This is a genomic window from Methylobacterium sp. HMF5984, assembly GCF_045033435.1.
In the GTDB taxonomy this organism is placed as follows: domain Bacteria; phylum Pseudomonadota; class Alphaproteobacteria; order Rhizobiales; family Beijerinckiaceae; genus Methylobacterium.
This window is the reverse complement of sequence record NZ_JBJFLN010000001.1, coordinates 2,644,455-2,660,999: the sequence shown is the minus strand read 5'-3', so window position 1 is coordinate 2,660,999 and position 16,545 is coordinate 2,644,455. Positions and strand designations below refer to the sequence as shown.

Below are 16,545 nucleotides of genomic sequence, written 5' to 3'. Positions count from 1 at the left end.
GGGATCGGCCCGCCGGAAGAGGTTCGCGATTCGATCAGAGCAGGGTCGGCGGTGCCCTCGGCCGGCCGGCGATCCGGGGGCGATGCGGGGTGCGGGCGGGCGGCGGGGTCGGCCAGGCGACGGGCGACCAGCGCAGGACCCGCGCCGCCGGCTGCGGTGCGGCGACGACCGGCGCGGCGAGCCCCACGGCGCAGAGCGGGCAGGCGTGGCAGCCGGGAACGAGCGGAGCCGGCTCCCCCGCGGCGTCGGCTGCGCCGGCATGGCCGCAGATCGCCGACAGGCCGAGCGGCGCGGCGTCGGGCGCCATCCGCAGGGCGGCGAGCGGCACGATCGACTGCGCCCAGATCGCCAGCAGGATCAGCGCGGTGCCGAGGGCGCCGACGCGCTTCGCCCGACCCGTCACAGGACGGCCTGGATCTGCCGGAGGGCGAGCCCGTGCCCGGCCGCGAGATCGAGCGGGCCGACGAAGCCGCCGTTCCGGTCCATCAGGTAGACCATCAGCGTGTGCTCCAGGGTGTAGTCGCCCCCCGGCAGCGGGACCTTCTTGGAGAAGACGCGGTAGGACCGCGCCACCCGGTCGATCTCCTCGCGGGTCCCGGTCAGCCCCGTGATCGAATCGCTGAACGAGCCCATGTAGTCGCGCAGCACCGCGGCGTCGTCGCGCTCGGGATCGAGGGTGATGTAGTAGGCGCCGATGTCGCCGCCGGCCTTGTGCAGGTCGTCGATCAGGTTGGAGAGGTCGGCCAGCGTCGTCGGGCAGACGTTCGGGCAGCGGGTGAACCCGAAGAACACCAGGAAGGGCCGGTTGGCCAGCGTCGCCGAATCGAGGATCCCACCCTTGGACGATTGCAGCCGGAACGGGCCGCCGACCACCGACATCGCCGGCTTGGCGGGCCCGCGCGGCAGCATCGCCACGACGCCCCCGGCGATGCCGAGGATGCCGACGAGCACCGCCGCGAGGATGCCGTAGCCCGCCCGGCGCTGGGCCGGCGTGACGGGCGGCGGATCAATGGGCATGATCGTGGCCGCCGGCCGCCCCTTGCGCGCCCTCGGGGGCCTTCGCGCCGATCGCCTCGACCGCGAACTCGACCGGGACGGTCCCCGCCTTCTCGAACCGCAGCGTGCCCTTGACGCGCTCGCCCTTCTTCAGGGGCGCCGTCAGGTCGACGAACATCATGTGGTAGCCGCCCGGCGCGAGCGTCACCGTGGCGCCGGGGGCGATGACCAGGCCGCCCGGGACCGGAGCCATCTTCATCACGGTGCCGTCCATCGTCATCGAATGGATCTCGACGTGGTCCGCCCCGGTCACCGTGGCGCCGAGCAGCGTGTCCGGCGCGGTGCCGGTGTTCGTGACGCTGAGGTAGCCGCCGCCGACCTTGGCGCCGTTCGGGGTCGCCCGCGTCCAGGGATGGGCGATCGCGAGCGCGCCGGCCTTGTACTCGTGGGCGCCGGCCGGGACCGCGAGCAGCGCGAGGGCGACGAGGGAGCCGGTCGCGCGGCGACGGAACAGCTTGGACATGGCAACTCTCCTGAAGGGGGCGGTATCGGTCGCGGCCGCGGGCGGCCGGGCGGTTGGGGGACGGCGTCCCGGGCATGCCGGCTCGCGCGATCGCGAGGGGCCGAGCGACGGCGATGCGGCAGGCTGCATCGGTCGATGCGGGCCGAGGCCTTCCCGGAGCACGGCTTTCGGCGCGCAACCGTGAGGCAGGGCGCGACGCCGCGTTCCGGCTGGGCGGCGGCCGGGCGGTGGATCAGGCGGCGGGTGGGGCGCGTGCGCCGGCGCCGATGCCCGGCGGAGCGCGGGCGGCGGCGGCGAGGACGGGACGCCACGGAACGTCGACGGCCGGGGGAGCGGACCGGGCGACCGCGACGGCCGCCGGAACCGGCACGTCCGCCATCGGCATCGCCTGCGCGGCCGTGCAGCATGCCAGGTGGTCGCCGTGATGGGGCGCGTCGGCCGGGCCCTGCCCGTCCGCGCCGGATTCCTGCAGGCAGAGCGCGTGCGCCGGGTCGAGGGTGCGCACGCCCGTCATCCCGCCGAGGACGGCCTGCAGGGCGAGCGCGTAGAGCGCGGTCACGGCGATGACCGCGCGGCAGACCCGCCAATCTGGCCGCCACATGCGCATGTCCCACGCCTAGGGCGCCGGCCGCCACCCCGTCAATGCGGCAGAACCGTGCGAGGCCGTTTTCGCCGGGCCTGCCGCTCGGATCGAGGGCCGCCGCTCAGAACCGCCCGGCCAGCGTCAGCCGCACGGCGGTGGGCTCGACCGGGTGGAAGTGCCGGTCGGCGACGCCGTCGGCCGGTTCGCCCGGCAGGCGCGAGATATAGTAGTAGGTGATCTGGTCCGACTTGGCGTTTGTCAGGTTCAGCACGTCGAGCGACAGGCTGAGGCCGTTGTCGAAATGGTAGCCGACGCGGCCGTTGAGCAGCGCCGTCGGCTTCGAGCGCACGGAATTGTCCTCGATCAGCGGGCGCGGGCCGAAGTAGCGCAGCCGCATCGCGCCGAACCAGCCGAGGCCCTCGCCGAAGGTGAACCCGGCCGACGCGATCGTGGTCGGCGCCTCGGGGATGCGGTTGCCGACCGGGTCGACGTCGGAGAAGCGGGCATTGGTGACGGTGAGGTCCCCCTCCAGCCTCAGCCACGGCGTCACCGCGTAGCGGTTGGTCCACTCGATGCCGAAGCGGCGGCTCGGCCGGCTCGGCTCCGTCGTGCCGGTGTCGCCCTGGAACAGGTTCTCCGACGCGAAATCGAGGCGGAACAGGGCCAATGCCGTCTCCAGCCCGGCGATCGAGCGGTTGCGGATGCCGACCTCGTAGCCGGTCGAGGGCACGAGGAAGGGCGAGCGCGCGATGTTGAAGAGGGGGCTCGCCGGGTCGACCGTCGCGGTCACGCCGCGCACGTCGTTCGAGTGGAAGCCGCCGCCGTAGTTCACGTAGAGCTCGGTGTCGAACCACGGCCCCAGCACCAGCCCGAGCTTCGGGTTGACGATGCCGTCCCGTGCCTTGCCGGAATTGGCCGCCGTGTCGGAGACCACGTCGCCGTAGTAGCCGTCGGCCCGGAAGCCGACGCTGGTGCGCAGCCAGTCGGTCCAGCGCACGCGGTTGTCGACGTAGAACGCCCCGCTCGCCTCCAGCACCCGGTCGTCGAGGACGCCCGTGCGGAACTGGCGGTTCGCGGTGTTGAACAGCCCGACGCGGATCGCGTCGGTGCGGGTCTGCACCCCGATCTCGTTCTCCATCGGATGCCCGAACAGGTCGCCTTGGAAGACGTGGCTCACCTCGCCGCCGCCGAGGATGCGCTGGTCGAGCTGGTGGAACTGGTCTCCGTTGACCGGATCGTTGAGGAAGTAGGTGAAGTCGTTGAATAGGTTGAGCTGCGAGCGGATGACGTAGGCCGAGGCCCGCGTGACGCCGGTGTCGTCGGTCATGCTCCAGCGGCCCGAGAGCGAGAACCGGCTGCTGTCGCCGCCGTCGGTCGGGTTCAGGGTGCCGAAGCGGCCGATGATCCCCTCCGACACCGCGCGCGATGCGATCTGGTTGGTCGCGGTCCAGCGGCTGGCATAGGCCATGCCGGTGACCGAGAACCCGTCGAGCGCCGTGCCCTGGCTGTAGCGCACCACGCCGTTCACCTTGCGCAGCGCATCCGGCACGTCCCACGGGCCGTCGTAGACCTGCGCCTCGCCCGCCACGAGCAGGTTGCCCTGGCCGAGGGGGGCCGAGGCGATGGTCAGCGCCCGCGCGTAGCCGAAGCTGCCGAACGCGGTCAGCGCGACGTTCTTGGCGACGGTGTCGAGGTAGTCGATCCGTACCGAGCCGGCCGAGGCGAAGTCGCCGTCGCGGACGAAGTACGGCCCCTTGTGGAACGCCACCGCGCCGACGAGCTCGGGGATCAGGAAGTTGATGTCGGCGTAGCCCTGGCCGTGCGCGTGCGTGCGCATGTTCACCGGTATCCCGTCGACCTCGATCGCGATGTCGGTGCCGTGGTCGAGGTTGAAGCCGCGCAGGAAGAACTGGTTGGCCTTGCCCTCCCCCGAATGCTGGGTGACGATCAGGCCGGGCACGGATTCGAGCACCTCGCCCGGCCGCGTGATCGGGCGGCTGTTGATCTCGGCGCCGGAAACGATGCCGGCGCTCGCCGCATCCACCGTCCGAAGCGCCCCGCCGGCGCCGATGGTGCCGCCGACGTAGCCGGCGCTCGCCGCCGCCCCGGCGGCGGGCCTGGGATCGTCGGCCGTCACGGAGATCTCGGCGAGGTTCGCCTCGGCCTCCCCGGCGGCGGGGCGCGCCAGCGCGGCCGGGCCCGAGAGGGCGGCGGCGCAGGCGAGAGCGAGCAGGGTTGGCGTTCGGAAGACGGGCGGGGACTGGGACGCGGACACGGGACCTCGGGCGACGCGGACGTGGCACGTCACCGCGAACGAGGCCGATCCACCGCTCCGTCCGTCGGACGGCCGGGGGCTTCGACACCCGCCGGAACACCCCGCCCGACGCGCTTCGCGTGTGACCACGACTGACGGCAGGTCTCCTGGCTCGCGGGTCATCGCCCGCCACCGTCTTCCCGGATGCGGCGCATCCAGTGACGTCCAGTGGTGGAAGGCTCGCCGCTTACAGTTGCGGGGGCAGCCGCGGCTTCGGGCAAGGCCCCGTCGGGCCCTCCCCTCACCGCGTTCCCTTTTGATCCTCGATGAGGAACCGTCGCGTGCAGGTTGCGTCGGGCGCCGCCGGCCCGTCAATCCGGCTTTCGGACGCCGTCGCCGGGTGTGGCCGATCGGTGACGGCGTCAGCGGCTCGCGGCGAAGCGGGCCGGGCCGTCGCCGCGGCCGGTCACCACGACGAGGCGGCGGATCTCGCCGCGCAGGAACGCCTGCAGGAAGCGGTCGTAGTTGCGGAAGGACACGCAGCCGTTCGAGGCGCCGCTCGGCCCGAGCATGTAGGTGTGGGCCAGCAGCCCGTCGCGGCCGTGGATCGCGGCGGCGCCGCCCACCGGGTTGAGGCGGATCGCCCGCACGCCGTGGAACAAAGCCTCGCGCTCGGTGAGGTCGTAGGTGCCCGGCGGGGTCGAGCCGCGCATCCGCAGGTGCACGAAGTCGGGATGGTCCATGCTGGCGCCGAGGCCGGAATGGGCTTCCAGCACCTCGCCGTTCGGCAGGCGGACGGTGCGGGCGGTGATGTCGTAGATCGCCGTGCCGGCGCCCGCGTCGGGGCCGGGGAACAGGCGGCCGCGCGACCGCTCCAGCCCGGGGCTCTCGAGGGCGGCGTAGGCCAAAGCCGGGCCCGAATCCTTCCGCGCGGCGAACAGCTCCTCGAAGAACGACGGCGTCTCGGCGGTGGGCGCCGGGACCGCCTCGGGCACCCGGCGCGGAGCGCGGCGCAGGGCGAGGCGCTGCGGCACGGGGGCGGCGATCAGGTCCGCCGGGCGGGCGACCGGCAGCGGCACGATCTGGGCCTGCCGCACGACCTCGGTGTCCCGCAGGACCTGGGTAACCCGCAGGACCTGCGTGTCCCGTAAGACCTGGTTTGCCCGCAGGGCCCGCACCTGCTCCACGACCTGGGCCTGCCGGCCGGTCTGCACCGGGGGCGCGGCTTCCGTCGAACGCGGCTCGGCGGCCGCGAGCGTCGCGACCGGCGGGGCGAAACGCGGCTCGGGCGGGGTGAGCGCGGCGCCGAGGGGCGCGCCCTGACGGTCCGCGCCGGCCTCCGGGCCCAGCATCGGCCGGGGATCGAACAGGGCGGCGAGGGCGGTCGACCCGGTGCTGCGGGCCTGGAGGCTCGCGACCTGCGGCACCGGCTCGGTCCCGCCGCCCGGCGGCACGCCCTCGAGGGTGACGAGGCAGAGCAGGGCGGCGAGCGTGTTGCGAAGGATCGGGTGGCGGCGTGCCCGCCGGCGGCGGGCGGGACGCGTGAGGCCGCAGGAGGAGCGCGGGTGATGAGGCATGCGGACTCGACTCGAAGGCGACCCGGTGCCCGCAGCCGCGCAGCGTCCGGCCCGCGCCCGCGACGGATCGGCGGGCGGCGGGCCGGCCGATGGGGTCGGCCGTGCGGGGATCGAGAGAACTGCGACTGATCCGTATTGGGCGCGCGTTTGGTTAATCCGCCCCTAAGCCGCCGGCCGACGCGTGCGGATCGCGCGCGAAAACCCGCGAGACCCGTGCGCCGGCGCGGCGATGATCGGCAGCGTCTCGCTCGACCCGCTCGACCCGCGCGGCGCGGGGATAAGCGGGGGCATGCGCATGCACGCGAACGTGTTGCCGCTTCGTTCTTGCCGAGCCGGCCCCGAATCGGCGATACCGTCGCGCATGCGGATGCCCGTCCTCGCTGTCCTCCTGTCCCTGAACGCCCTGCCCTGCGCGGCTGCGCAGGCGCCGCGGGCGGCCGACCCGGCGGCGCTGGAGCAGGCGTGGCGCGACTGCGTGCGGGAAGCCTATGCGCACCAGCCGCCGGCCCAGGGGCGCGCCGGCTCGCAGCGCAACGCCCTCGACGAATGCAAGGAGCGCGAGGACGCCGTCGTCGCGGCGCTGATGGCCGCCCGCGACGTCGAGGCCGGACGCGATGCCCGCTCGCTCCCGGCCCGTGCCCGCGCCTGGGCGGCCTCGGTCGCCGCCTACGTCGTCGACCCGGTCTCGTCCTGGATCGCGATGCTGCGCAACTGAGCGCCGGCAATTCCCGCGCCGACGGCGGCCGGGTCGTTCAGAGGATCGGATGCATCTGCCGGGCGCGCCGGCGCGTCACCGCCCGTAGACGTCCTCGACGCGGATGATGTCGTCCTCGCCGGTATAGGAGCCGACCTGGACCTCGATCAGCTCGAGCGGGATCCTGCCGGGATTGGTCAGGCGGTGCAGCGAGCCGATCGGCAGGTACACCGCCTCGTTCTCGTGCACGAGGACCAGGCGCTCGCCCAGCGTCACCTCCGCCGTGCCCTTCACCACCACCCAGTGCTCGGCGCGGTGATGGTGCTTCTGCAGCGACAGGCGCCCGCCCGGCGTCACCATGATGCGCTTGACCTGGAAGCGCTCGCCGATGTCGACGCGCTGGTACCAGCCCCAGGGCCGGTACATCCGCCGGTGCGCGTCGGCCTCCGGATGGGCCCGGGCCCGCAGCACCCCGACCAGCTCCTTGACCCGGCCCGACTGCGCCTTCGAGGCGACCAGCACCGCGTCGGGGGTGGCCACCACCACCACGTCGTCGAGGCCGACCACCGTGGTCAGCCCCTCGCCCTCGCTGTGCACCAGGCTGTTGCGCGTGCCCAGGAGCTCGACCCGGCCGCGCACCGCGTTGCCGGCGGCGTCCTGCGGCAGCACCTGCCAGACCGCGTCCCAGGTGCCGACGTCCGACCACGGGAATGACACCGGCAGCACGCCGGCGCGCGTCGTGCGCTCCATCACCGCGTAGTCGATCGAGATCTTGGGCGCCTGCCCGAACGCCGCCGCGTCCAGGCGGACGAAGTCGAGGTCGGTGGTGGCAGCCTCCAGCGCCGCCCGGGCGGCGGCCAGCACCGCGGGGGCGTACGCCTCCAGCTCCGTCAGCATCAGGTCGGCGCGGAACAGGAAGTAGCCCGAGTTCCACAGGGCGCCCTCTGCGATCAGCGCGGCGGCGCCCTCCGCATCCGGCTTCTCGACGAAGCGCTCTACCGCGAAGGCGCCCTCGGCCTCCGGCAGCGCCCCCCCGCGGCGGATGTAGCCGTAATCGGTCGCCGGGCGCGTCGGCTCGATGCCGAGCGTCATGGTGTAGCCGGCCCGCGCGCCGACCGCCGCCGTGCGCACGGCGGCGGCGAAGGCCGGCACGTCGCCGATCACGTGGTCGGCGGCCATGATCAGCACCACCGCCTCCGGGTCGGCCTTGGCCGCGTGCAAGGCCGCCACCGCCACGGCGGCGGCCGAGTCGCGCCCCTCCGGCTCCAGGATGATGTCGGCGGACATCCCGGCCTGGGCCAGCTGCTCGGCCACGATGAAGCGCGACTCGGCCGCCGCGATCACCGCCGGCCGGGCGAAGACCGCCGCGTCGCCCACCCGCCGCGCGGTGGCCTGGAACGTCGATTCCGACGCGTCCACCAGCCGCGCGAACTGCTTCGGCATGCTCTCGCGCGATACCGGCCACAGCCGCGTGCCCGAGCCGCCGCACAGGATCACGGGCAGGATGCGGACGGTGCTCATCGGACGACTCCTGTTCCTGGGACCGGGCCGCACGGCCCGGTCTCGGCGAACCCACGGTAGCGCCCGCGCCGCCGCGAGGCGACTCGATGCCGGTCCAGCCGGCCGCGAATCCGTCGTGATGGCAAACGCCCGGCGTCGGGCGCCTCGGCCGGCGGCCTCACTCCAGCCCGAACGTCCGCCCCGGGAACCCGGCCGCATCGAAGTAGCGCTGGTCCCCGACCTGCTGGAAGCGCAGCACCGTGGTCAGGCCCGCCGGCGATGGTTCCGAGCGGAGCGTGCCGGCCTGCGCCTGCGGCACCGGCGCCTCCCGCATCGCCTCCCGCATCGGGCGGCCGATCAGGCGGCCCTTGGCGGGGATCTCGAGCTTGAGCAGGGCGGCGAGCGTCTGCCCGACATCGGCGTTGCTCACCGGCAGCGGGTCGACGAAGCCGGCCTTGAAGCTCGGGCCGATGGCGGCCATGAAGTTGTGGGTGTCGGCCCGGCTGAAGCTGCCGTGCATGCCCTGGCCCTGCTGCAGCGCCGTGTCGGCGACCTCGACGACGCAGGTCTCCGGGTTGGCGCAGCCGGTGCTGTACGAGCGGAAGTTGACGACGATCGCCGGCGTCGGCGTCGCGGCCTCGCCCTTCAGGTTCACCGCCGAAAGCGGCAGCGTGCCGGGGAAGCGCCCGAGCGCGTCGTCGACGAAGAGGCCGCTGACGTAGTCCTGCGCCAGGAGCGCCGCGATCGTGCGCGCGGCGAGCGCCGTGTCGCCCTTCGGCAGGTAGACGAGGTCCGAGCCGCCGTTGACCGCGACGACGAGGTCCGGCGCCTTCGGGTCGGGGCCGAGCAGGGCGTTGCCGAGCTTCGGCCGCTGGCCGGCGAGGACGGGGGCGGCGCTCGCATCGGGCTCGTGCAGCGGCAGGCCGAGGGCGGCCGCGAGGTCGAGCGCGAGGAAGCCCGGCGGCAGCTGCCCCGCGGGCACGCCGGGAAGCGCGGTCTTCGCCGACGGGCTCGTCGCGCTCTCCTTCGAGATGGTCGAGAAGCCGTGGTCGGCGGCGACGACGATGTCGGTGGTGTCGGCCAGCCCGAGCGCGTCCAGCGCCCGGCGCAGCGCCGCGAGGTTGTCGTCGGCGTTGCGGATGCCGGCGAGCGAGGTCGGCCCATTGATGCCGGGCACGAGCTTGCCGAGGCTGTCGCCGTGGTTGTGCTGCACGGCGTCCGGGTCGCGCGACCAGTAGACCAGCACGAACGGTTTTCCGCGGGCCTTGAACAGCGGCAGCACGACCTTCGTGGCGACGTCGACGAAGTAGGCCTGCTGCGCGACGTTGGCGACCAGCGTGCCCGGCGTCGTCGCGTCGCCGGCCTTGCCGTTCTCCCCGCGCGAGGGGGCGGCCAGCGGCAGGCCGCCGGCCGCCAGCAGGCCCCGCATCTCGGCGCTGAAGGGGATGCCGCGCGCCGAGCCGGTGTCGTCGTCGACGATGATCGTCGGGGCGCCGTCGCGGCTGGTGTTGTCGAAGTTGAGGGTCGGCCCGAGCTTGCCGATCGCCGCGGTGCTGATCCCGGCCTTGGCGGCGGCCCGCAGCACCGTCTCCTCGTTGAGCCAGTCGCCGTTGAAGAAGCCGTTCATCTCGCCGAGCACCGCGTCGTTCTCGACGAAGGGCGTCACCGTCCCGTTCTGCGCCGCGACCGGCTTGTCGACGTAGATCGTGTTCGAGAAGTCGCCGGTGTCGCCGAGGTGGTGGCCGGTCGCCATCGCCGAGCCGTTGGCGGTGGTGAAGGTCGGGAACAGCGAATGGCTGTTGGCGAGGTTCACGCCCTGGTCGCGCAGCGCCGCCATGGCGGGCGCGGTCTCCGGGGTGACCATCCCGGCGCGCATCCCGTCGGGGACGAACAGGATCACGTTGCGGGGGCGCTCGGCCGCCGCGGCGGCGGTGCCGAGCAGGCCGGCGACGATGACGCCGTTGAGGATCGCACGCATCGCCGTCGTCTCCTGAAGCGCCGGCTGGAACGCGGCTCGGGGCCGCTTCTCCCCACGTCCCCATGACGTCCGTGTGACGACGAACGCGGGCGGGGTGGCGGGCGGGTCGGAATCCCCGGCCCGCCCGCGCGATCGGGGCGCGACGCCTACATCGGCGGTGTCAGCCCGTCCTTGCCGACGGCGACCCGGCGGGCGCTCAACGCGCTGCCGTCGCGGGCCGCGGTGACGAAGGCCTTGGCGCCGGGCTTCAGGACCGCCCGGTCGGCCGGCTCGAAGGTCACCACCGGCACCTGGGGCGGCACGACCACCGTCTGCGCGCCGTCCTTGTAGGTCACGGTCAGCGTGCGCTCCCCGCCGCCGGCGGCGCTGGCCGACACGGTGCCGTTGGTCATCGCGCTCTTCACCCGGGGGGCCGGGGCGTCGGCCTTGACCGTGCCGTTGGTCATGGCGCTCTTCACCCGGGCGCCGCCGGCGGTGGTGTCGGGGATCGCGTCCCAGCCGTAATGGCCCTCGCCGGTGCCGCGCATGGCTTCGGGGAACAGCACGACCTCGATCGCGGTGCGCGGGCTCTCGCCCTTGGTGGCGGTGCCGATGAAGGTGCCCTCCTTCACGTCGTCGAGGCTGGCCTTGACCACCGAGACGAACTTGGTGTCGTCGCCGAGCGCGATCGTCTCCGACACGCCGTCGATGGTCTTCAGGGTGATCGCGCCGGGCGCGACCGCCTCGATCGTGCCGCGCAGGCGCTCGACGACCGGGGCGGCCTGGGCGCCGCCGATCGACAGGAGGCCGGCGAGGGCGAGAAGCGGGAGGCGTGTCATGAGGGTCCTGTCGTTGGGAAGGCCCGACCATCCGGCACGATCGTCCGAAAGCCTGCGGCTGCGGCCCGACCGCTATCATGCCGGCGCCGGGCCCGGCACCCGCCGGCCGGCGCGGCCATCCGCCTCGCCGGGGCTCGGCCGCGGGGCCTTGCCGCGAAACCTTTCCGGCCGATCTGGTGTTCGAACCGACGGGCCTTTCGCCCGCTCCACCATCGGACAGGCATGCAGATCCACCTCGACGCGGTCGGCGGCATGGCCGGCGACATGTTCGTCGCCGCCCTCCTCGACGCCTTTCCCGAGCACGCCGAGGGCGTGTCGGCGAGCGTCCGCGCGGCGAGCCGGGCGGGCGTCGCCTGCCGCGTGCTGCCGCACAACGACGGCGTGCTCCAGGGCAGCCGCTTCCTGGTCTCCGGGCCCGGCGAGCCCGGTCCCGCGCCGCAGGGCGCGGACCGGCACGCGCACGGCCATCACGCGCACGGCCCCCACCATCACGATCCTGCGCACGGCTCGTCGCACGCCCACGCCCACGCCCACGCGGGCGACCACGGTCACGATCACCGCCCGTGGTCCGAGATCCGCGTCGCGCTCGAACGCGCCGATCTCGAAGCGGCGGTGCGCGGGCACGCGCTCGCGATCTTCGGCCACCTCGCCGAGGCGGAGGCGCGCGTGCACGGCATCGCGGTCGAGCAGGTGGCGTTCCACGAGGTCGGCGCCTGGGATTCGATCGCCGACATCGTCGCCGCCGCCCACCTCGTCGCCGCGCTCGGCGCCACGCGATGGAGCGTCGGCGCCCTCCCCCTCGGCTCCGGGATGGTGCGCACGCAGCACGGCCTGCTGCCGGTACCGGCCCCGGCGACCGCGCTGCTGCTCGACGGCTTCCCGACCCGCGACGACGGCGTGCCGGGCGAGCGGGTGACGCCCACCGGCGCCGCGATCCTGCGCCATCTCTGCGGCGGGGCCGGATCGGCGCCGAGCGGCCCGCGCCGTCTCGGGCGCTCCGGCGTCGGCTTCGGCACCAGGCGCCTGCCCGGCCTGAGCAATTGCGTGCGGGTGCTTGCCTTCGATGACGCGGCGCCGGAGACGCATCCGGACCATCGCACGATCGCGGTGATCGAGTTCGAGGTCGACGACCAGTCCGGCGAGGACTTGGCCATGGGGCTCGACCGCCTGCGGATGCGGGACGACGTGCTCGACGTCGTGCAGATGCCGGTCTTCGGCAAGAAGGGCCGGATGATGGTGCATGTCCGCCTGCTCGCCCGCGCCGACGCCCTCGATGCCGTGGTCGCCGCGTGCTTCTCCGAGACCGCGACGATCGGCCTGCGCCACGCGCTCGTCGCCGGCCGCGCCCTGCCCCGCCGGGCCACGACCGTCGCGGTCGAAGGCCGGGACGTGCGGGTCAAGCTTGCGGAGCGGCCGGGCGGGCCCACCGCCAAGGCCGAGGCCGACGACGCCCGGTCGCTTGGCGGCCACGCCGCCCGGGCCGCCCTGCGCCGCGAGGCCGAGCGGATCGCCCTCGAGAGCCCGGAGCCGACGTCGTGAGCGCCCTTTCCACCCGGCTCGAGGCCGTCCTGCGCGAGATCGGGTCCGTCGCCGTGGCGGTGAGCGGCGGCGTCGACAGCCTGACGCTGGCGGCGCTCGCCCATCGCGTGCTCGGCGCCGACGCCGCGCTGATGGTGCATGCCGCCTCCCCCGCCGTGCCGGCGGAAGCCACCGACCGCGTCCGTGCCGAGGCGGCGCGCGCCGGCTGGAGCCTGCGGGTGATCGAGGCCGGCGAGTTCTCCGATCCGGCCTATCGCGCCAACCCGGTGAACCGCTGCTTCTTCTGCAAGACCAATCTCTACGGCGCGATCCGCGGCGTCACCGACCGGCCGATGGCCTCGGGCGCCAACCTCGACGACCTCGGCGAGTACCGGCCCGGCCTCGACGCCGCGGCCGGCTACGGCGTCCGCCACCCCTACGTCGAGGCCGGCCTCGACAAGGCGGCGGTGCGGCGGCTGAGCCGCGATCTCGGCCTCGGCGCGGTGGCCGAGCTGCCCTCCGCCCCCTGCCTGTCGAGCCGGGTCGAGACCGGCATCCGCATCGAGCCGGAGGTGCTGGCCTTCATCCACGCGGTCGAGCGCCGCGTCGGGGCCGCGCTGGCGACCCGGGCGGAGCCGGGCCGCGCCGTGCGCTGCCGCGTGCGCGCCGCGGGGATCGTCGTCGAGCTCGATCCGGCGAGCCTCGCGGCGCTCGATGCCGGCGGCCGGGACGCGCTCGAAGGCTGGATCGCGGCGCAGGCACCGGGACGCCTCGCCGCGAACGCGATCCGCTTCGAGCCCTACCGCACCGGCAGCGCCTTTCTCGTCGGCGGCGGGGCCCGGGCATGAGCGTTTCCGACGAGTTCACCCTGGATTTCGCCCGCGCCGAGCGGATCGGCCTCGAGGAGGCGGTGTTCTGCGCCGGCAAGTCCGCCGCGCAGATCGACGCGATCCTCGCTGCCGCGGCCGAGCGGGAGGCGCGCTTCCTCCTGACCCGCCTCGACGCGGACAAGCACGCCGCCCTGCAGGCGGCCCACCGCGCGGCGCTTGATTACTGCCCGGTCTCGCGCACCGCCGTCTTCGGTGCTGCCCGTCCGCTCGAGGGGCCGGCCCGCATCGCCGTGGTCGCGGCCGGCACCTCCGACGTGCCGGTCGCCCGCGAGGCGCTGCGGACGCTGGCCTACCAGGGTTGCGCGGCGACCCTCGTCGCCGATGTCGGCGTCGCCGGCCTGTGGCGGCTGACCCGGCGCCTCGACGAGATCCGCGCGCACCCGGTGGTGATCTGCGTCGCCGGCATGGACGCGGCGCTGCCCAGCGTGCTCGGCGGCCTCGTCGCCGGCGCGGTGATCGGCGTGCCGACCTCGGTCGGCTACGGCGTCGCCGAGGGCGGCCGCACGGCGCTCGACGCGATGCTCGCGAGCTGCGCCCCCGGCCTCGCGGTCGTCAACATCGACAACGGCTACGGCGCGGCCTGCGCCGCCCTGCGCCTGCTCCACACCGCCGAACGCCTCCGGGCGGCCGGCTGAACCGATCCCGTCGCCCGAACTCAGGAGAATCCCATGGAACGCCGCAGCTTCCTTCAGAGCGCCGTCGTCGGCGCGGGCCTCGCCGCAGCCGGCGGCAGCACCGCCACCGCCACCGCGGCCGTCGACCCGACGGCCCTGCCCGGCAACCGGCCGTCCGATCCCGCGAGCCTCCCCCTCGTCACCGATCCGGGCGAGCGCCGCGGCGAGATGCTCTATCGCGCCTTCGGACGCCATTCCGACAAGATCTCGGCCATCGGCATGGGCGGGTTCCACCTCGGCAAGAGCGCGGTGACGGACGACGAGGCGACGCGGCTGATCCACCAGGGGATCGAGCGCGGCATCACCTTCATGGACAATTGCTGGGACTACAACGAGGGCCGCTCCGAGCTGCGCATGGGCGCGGCGCTGCAGGAGGGCAGCCGGCGCGACAAGGTGTTCCTGATGTCCAAGATGGACGGGCGCACCAAGGAGGAGGCGATGAAGCAGATCGATGCCTCGCTGCACCGCCTGCGCACCGACCGGATCGACCTCGTCCAGCACCACGAGATCCTGCGCTACGACGACCCGGACCGGGTCTTCGCCGAGGGCGGCGCGATGGAGGCCTTCGTCGAGGCGAAGAAGGCGGGCAAGCTGCGCTACATCGGCTTCACCGGGCACAAGGACCCGCGCATCCATCTGCAGATGCTGGAGGTCGCCCACGAGCGCGGGTTCCAGTTCGATTCGGTGCAGATGCCGCTCAACGTCATGGACGCGCATTTCCGCTCGTTCGGCCACCTCGTCCTGCCCTACCTCGTGCAGAACGGCATCGCCGCGCTCGGCATGAAGACCTTCGGCGACGGCGTCATCCTGAAGAGCGACGCGCCGATCAAGCCGATCGAGTACCTGCATTTCGGCCTCAACCTGCCGGTCTCGGTGCTGATCACCGGCATCCAGAGCCAGCGCGACCTCGATCAGGCGTTCGAGGCGGTGAAGACCTTCCGGCCGATGGACAAGGCGGCGGTCGCCGAGCTGCTCGGGCGCAGCCGCCCCTACGCGCTCGAAGGCAAGTACGAGCTGTTCAAGACCAGCGCGACCTTCGACGGCACCGCCAAGAACGCGGCGTGGCTCGGGGAGGACGTCCCGGGGGTGAAGACCCTCGCTCCGACGATGGAGTGATTTTTGCCAGGGTGTCGGTGACCCCTGGCGCCCGCCGCCTATCCATCCGATGATCGACCCGACCAGACCGTCAGGACACCCCATGAAGCGTCTCGCCGCCCTCGCTCTTCCCGCCCTCGTCCTGCTGCCGCAGGCGGCGCTCGCCCATCCCGGCCACGGCGAGGCCGCGGGCCTCGTCCACGGCTTCCTGCACCCGGTGAGCGGAGCCGACCACGTCCTCGCCATGGTCGCGGTCGGGCTGCTGGCGGCCCTGCGCGGCGGCCGGGCCCTGTGGGCGCTGCCCGCGGCCTTCCTGGCGCTGATGGCGGCGGGCGCTGGGCTCGGCATGGCGGGCGTCGAGGTCTCCGGCCTCGGCCTGCCGGTGGCCGAGACCGGGATCGCCCTGTCGGTGGTCGCCTTCGGCCTCGCGGCCGCGTTCGGCCTCCGGCTTCCGGTCGCCGCGCTCGGCGCCCTCGTCGGCGGCTTTGCCGCGTTCCACGGCTATGCCCACGGCGCGGAGATGCCCGAGACCGCCTCCGGCCTCGTCTACGGCCTCGGGTTCCTCGCCGGCACCGCCCTGCTCCACGCCGCCGGCCTCGGCCTCGGCCTGGCGATCGCGGCCGGCACCCGCCGTACGGTCATGGCTCCCATGCTCGGCGGCGCAGTGGTCGCCTCCGGCGTCGTGCTGCTCGCAGGGCATTTCTAAGTCGAGACCTCCGGCGGGGCAGGCGCCCGACGGAGTTCGAGCTTCCGAGATCTATGATTCATCTTTCAAGCCGGCTGATTTCCACCAACCTGGACTGTATAGTTCCCAGTTTGGAACGATTATGATTTGAGCATGTGACGAACAAGCCTCTTCCAATTTCGGCGCGGCCGGGTATGCGATGCATCCCATGCGCGCGCTCCGTCTCACCCTCCCCCTGCTCGCCGGCCTGGCCGGCCTCACCGCCTCCGCGGTCGCCAAGGAGATCCCCGTCGGGCCCCACGTGACCCAGAACGGTCTCGAGGTCGCGGCGGTGTACCTGCAGCCGATCGAGATGGACCCGCCCGACATGATGCGCGCGGCGGCGCAGTCCGACCTGCACCTCGAGGCCGACATCCGCGCCGCCAAGGACAACCGCAACGGCTTCGCCGAGGGCGACTTCGTGCCGTCGCTGACCGTGACCTTCGAGGTGGTGAAGCTCGACGGCGACAAGCCCACCGACCAGAAGGTCTCGGGGCCGCTGATGGGCATGGTCGCCAACGACGGCCCGCATTACGGCGACAACGTCAAGCTGTTCGGGCCGGGCCGCTACCGCCTCAAGCTCACCGTGGCGCCCCCCGGCCCGCACGCCCATTTCGGCCGCCACGTCGACAAGGAGACCGGGGTGGCCGAGTGGTTCAAGCCGTTCGACATCACCCAGGACTTCACCTTCGCCGGCATCGGCAAGAAGGGCGCGTACTGA

The 16,545-nt window shown here is 73.5% G+C and carries 16 protein-coding genes and 1 riboswitch; of the genes, 7 read left to right on the top strand and 9 right to left on the bottom strand.

The window, feature by feature from the left end; translation table 11 throughout:
* Positions 1–34 precede the first annotated feature (34 nt).
* From ACFZ8E_RS12880 to ACFZ8E_RS12855, 6 genes are all read right to left on the bottom strand, one after another.
* On the bottom strand, positions 35–403 hold the full coding sequence (locus ACFZ8E_RS12880; RefSeq protein WP_243933474.1) for a DUF2946 family protein: 369 nt from the start codon (positions 401–403) through the stop codon (positions 35–37).
* A complete protein-coding gene (locus ACFZ8E_RS12875; RefSeq protein ID WP_243948262.1) occupies positions 400–1,017 on the bottom strand; it encodes an SCO family protein in 618 nt (205 codons plus the stop codon). Before ACFZ8E_RS12875 ends, ACFZ8E_RS12880 begins: the two co-directional genes overlap by 4 nt.
* The gene (locus ACFZ8E_RS12870) at positions 1,007–1,519 is read right to left on the bottom strand and encodes a copper chaperone PCu(A)C (protein ID WP_147729784.1); all 513 of its coding nucleotides are present in this window, start codon (positions 1,517–1,519) and stop codon (positions 1,007–1,009) included. Before ACFZ8E_RS12870 ends, ACFZ8E_RS12875 begins: the two co-directional genes overlap by 11 nt.
* A 232-nt stretch (positions 1,520–1,751) precedes the next feature.
* Complete coding sequence (locus ACFZ8E_RS12865) at positions 1,752–2,120, bottom strand: hypothetical protein (RefSeq protein ID WP_147862925.1); 369 nt, start codon at positions 2,118–2,120, stop codon at positions 1,752–1,754.
* 103 nt (positions 2,121–2,223) lie between these two features.
* Positions 2,224–4,377, bottom strand: a complete 2,154-nt coding sequence (locus ACFZ8E_RS12860; RefSeq protein ID WP_405042912.1) for a TonB-dependent receptor — start codon at positions 4,375–4,377, stop codon at positions 2,224–2,226.
* Between the two features lie 118 nt (positions 4,378–4,495).
* Positions 4,496–4,710, bottom strand: a riboswitch (cobalamin riboswitch).
* Between the two features lie 68 nt (positions 4,711–4,778).
* The gene (locus ACFZ8E_RS12855; RefSeq protein ID WP_243948260.1) at positions 4,779–5,933 is read right to left on the bottom strand and encodes a DUF2778 domain-containing protein; all 1,155 of its coding nucleotides are present in this window, start codon (positions 5,931–5,933) and stop codon (positions 4,779–4,781) included.
* Between the two features lie 361 nt (positions 5,934–6,294).
* On the opposite strand from ACFZ8E_RS12855, the gene ACFZ8E_RS12850 reads away from it, so the two are divergent.
* Positions 6,295–6,648, top strand: a complete 354-nt coding sequence (locus ACFZ8E_RS12850) for a hypothetical protein (RefSeq protein WP_147729975.1) — start codon at positions 6,295–6,297, stop codon at positions 6,646–6,648.
* 75 nt (positions 6,649–6,723) lie between these two features.
* Here the strand turns inward: ACFZ8E_RS12850 and ACFZ8E_RS12845 are convergent, their stop codons facing one another.
* The 3 genes from ACFZ8E_RS12845 to ACFZ8E_RS12835 all read right to left on the bottom strand — a co-directional run bounded on the left by ACFZ8E_RS12845 (position 6,724) and on the right by ACFZ8E_RS12835 (position 10,923).
* Positions 6,724–8,148 carry a mannose-1-phosphate guanylyltransferase/mannose-6-phosphate isomerase gene (locus ACFZ8E_RS12845; RefSeq protein WP_405042911.1) on the bottom strand — a complete coding sequence of 475 codons (1,425 nt, stop codon included), beginning with the start codon at positions 8,146–8,148 and terminating at the stop codon, positions 6,724–6,726.
* A gap of 157 nt (positions 8,149–8,305) precedes the next feature.
* Positions 8,306–10,105, bottom strand: coding sequence for an alkaline phosphatase family protein (locus ACFZ8E_RS12840; protein WP_405042910.1), 1,800 nt, complete (start codon positions 10,103–10,105; stop codon positions 8,306–8,308).
* 146 nt (positions 10,106–10,251) lie between these two features.
* Entirely contained in the window at positions 10,252–10,923 is a 672-nt protein-coding gene (locus ACFZ8E_RS12835; protein WP_147729579.1) for a metal ABC transporter permease, read from the bottom strand.
* 222 nt (positions 10,924–11,145) lie between these two features.
* Here ACFZ8E_RS12835 and ACFZ8E_RS12830 point away from each other — a divergent pair, with 222 nt between their 5' ends.
* The 6 genes from ACFZ8E_RS12830 (at position 11,146) to ACFZ8E_RS12805 (ending at position 16,545) form a co-directional block, all read left to right on the top strand.
* Positions 11,146–12,462, top strand: a complete 1,317-nt coding sequence (locus tag ACFZ8E_RS12830; protein ID WP_405042909.1) for a LarC family nickel insertion protein — start codon at positions 11,146–11,148, stop codon at positions 12,460–12,462.
* A complete protein-coding gene (locus tag ACFZ8E_RS12825) occupies positions 12,459–13,289 on the top strand; it encodes an adenine nucleotide alpha hydrolase (RefSeq protein WP_405042908.1) in 831 nt (276 codons plus the stop codon). The genes ACFZ8E_RS12830 and ACFZ8E_RS12825 overlap by 4 nt, the downstream gene beginning before the upstream one ends.
* Positions 13,286–13,966, top strand: coding sequence for a nickel pincer cofactor biosynthesis protein LarB (larB, locus tag ACFZ8E_RS12820; protein WP_405042907.1), 681 nt, complete (start codon positions 13,286–13,288; stop codon positions 13,964–13,966). The genes ACFZ8E_RS12825 and larB overlap by 4 nt, the downstream gene beginning before the upstream one ends.
* Before the next feature lie 33 nt (positions 13,967–13,999).
* A complete protein-coding gene (locus tag ACFZ8E_RS12815) occupies positions 14,000–15,121 on the top strand; it encodes an aldo/keto reductase (RefSeq protein ID WP_147844023.1) in 1,122 nt (373 codons plus the stop codon).
* A gap of 82 nt (positions 15,122–15,203) precedes the next feature.
* Positions 15,204–15,806 carry a HupE/UreJ family protein gene (locus ACFZ8E_RS12810; protein WP_147859046.1) on the top strand — a complete coding sequence of 201 codons (603 nt, stop codon included), beginning with the start codon at positions 15,204–15,206 and terminating at the stop codon, positions 15,804–15,806.
* A gap of 178 nt (positions 15,807–15,984) precedes the next feature.
* A complete protein-coding gene (locus ACFZ8E_RS12805) occupies positions 15,985–16,545 on the top strand; it encodes an iron transporter (RefSeq protein ID WP_405042906.1) in 561 nt (186 codons plus the stop codon).

Excerpts from the sequence above, each read along its gene's own strand:
- ACFZ8E_RS12875 (WP_243948262.1), bottom strand. The coding sequence starts at position 1,017 with ATGCCCATTGATCCGCCGCCCGTCACGCCGGCCCAGCGCCGGGCGGGC.
- ACFZ8E_RS12870 (WP_147729784.1), bottom strand. The coding sequence starts at position 1,519 with ATGTCCAAGCTGTTCCGTCGCCGCGCGACCGGCTCCCTCGTCGCCCTC.
- ACFZ8E_RS12865 (WP_147862925.1), bottom strand. The coding sequence starts at position 2,120 with ATGTGGCGGCCAGATTGGCGGGTCTGCCGCGCGGTCATCGCCGTGACC.
- ACFZ8E_RS12855 (WP_243948260.1), bottom strand. The coding sequence starts at position 5,933 with ATGCCTCATCACCCGCGCTCCTCCTGCGGCCTCACGCGTCCCGCCCGC.
- ACFZ8E_RS12850 (WP_147729975.1), top strand. The coding sequence starts at position 6,295 with ATGCGGATGCCCGTCCTCGCTGTCCTCCTGTCCCTGAACGCCCTGCCC.
- ACFZ8E_RS12845 (WP_405042911.1), bottom strand. The coding sequence starts at position 8,148 with ATGAGCACCGTCCGCATCCTGCCCGTGATCCTGTGCGGCGGCTCGGGC.
- ACFZ8E_RS12840 (WP_405042910.1), bottom strand. The coding sequence starts at position 10,105 with ATGCGTGCGATCCTCAACGGCGTCATCGTCGCCGGCCTGCTCGGCACC.
- ACFZ8E_RS12835 (WP_147729579.1), bottom strand. The coding sequence starts at position 10,923 with ATGACACGCCTCCCGCTTCTCGCCCTCGCCGGCCTCCTGTCGATCGGC.
- ACFZ8E_RS12830 (WP_405042909.1), top strand. The coding sequence starts at position 11,146 with ATGCAGATCCACCTCGACGCGGTCGGCGGCATGGCCGGCGACATGTTC.
- larB (WP_405042907.1), top strand. The coding sequence starts at position 13,286 with ATGAGCGTTTCCGACGAGTTCACCCTGGATTTCGCCCGCGCCGAGCGG.
- ACFZ8E_RS12815 (WP_147844023.1), top strand. The coding sequence starts at position 14,000 with ATGGAACGCCGCAGCTTCCTTCAGAGCGCCGTCGTCGGCGCGGGCCTC.
- ACFZ8E_RS12810 (WP_147859046.1), top strand. The coding sequence starts at position 15,204 with ATGAAGCGTCTCGCCGCCCTCGCTCTTCCCGCCCTCGTCCTGCTGCCG.
- ACFZ8E_RS12805 (WP_405042906.1), top strand. The coding sequence starts at position 15,985 with ATGCATCCCATGCGCGCGCTCCGTCTCACCCTCCCCCTGCTCGCCGGC.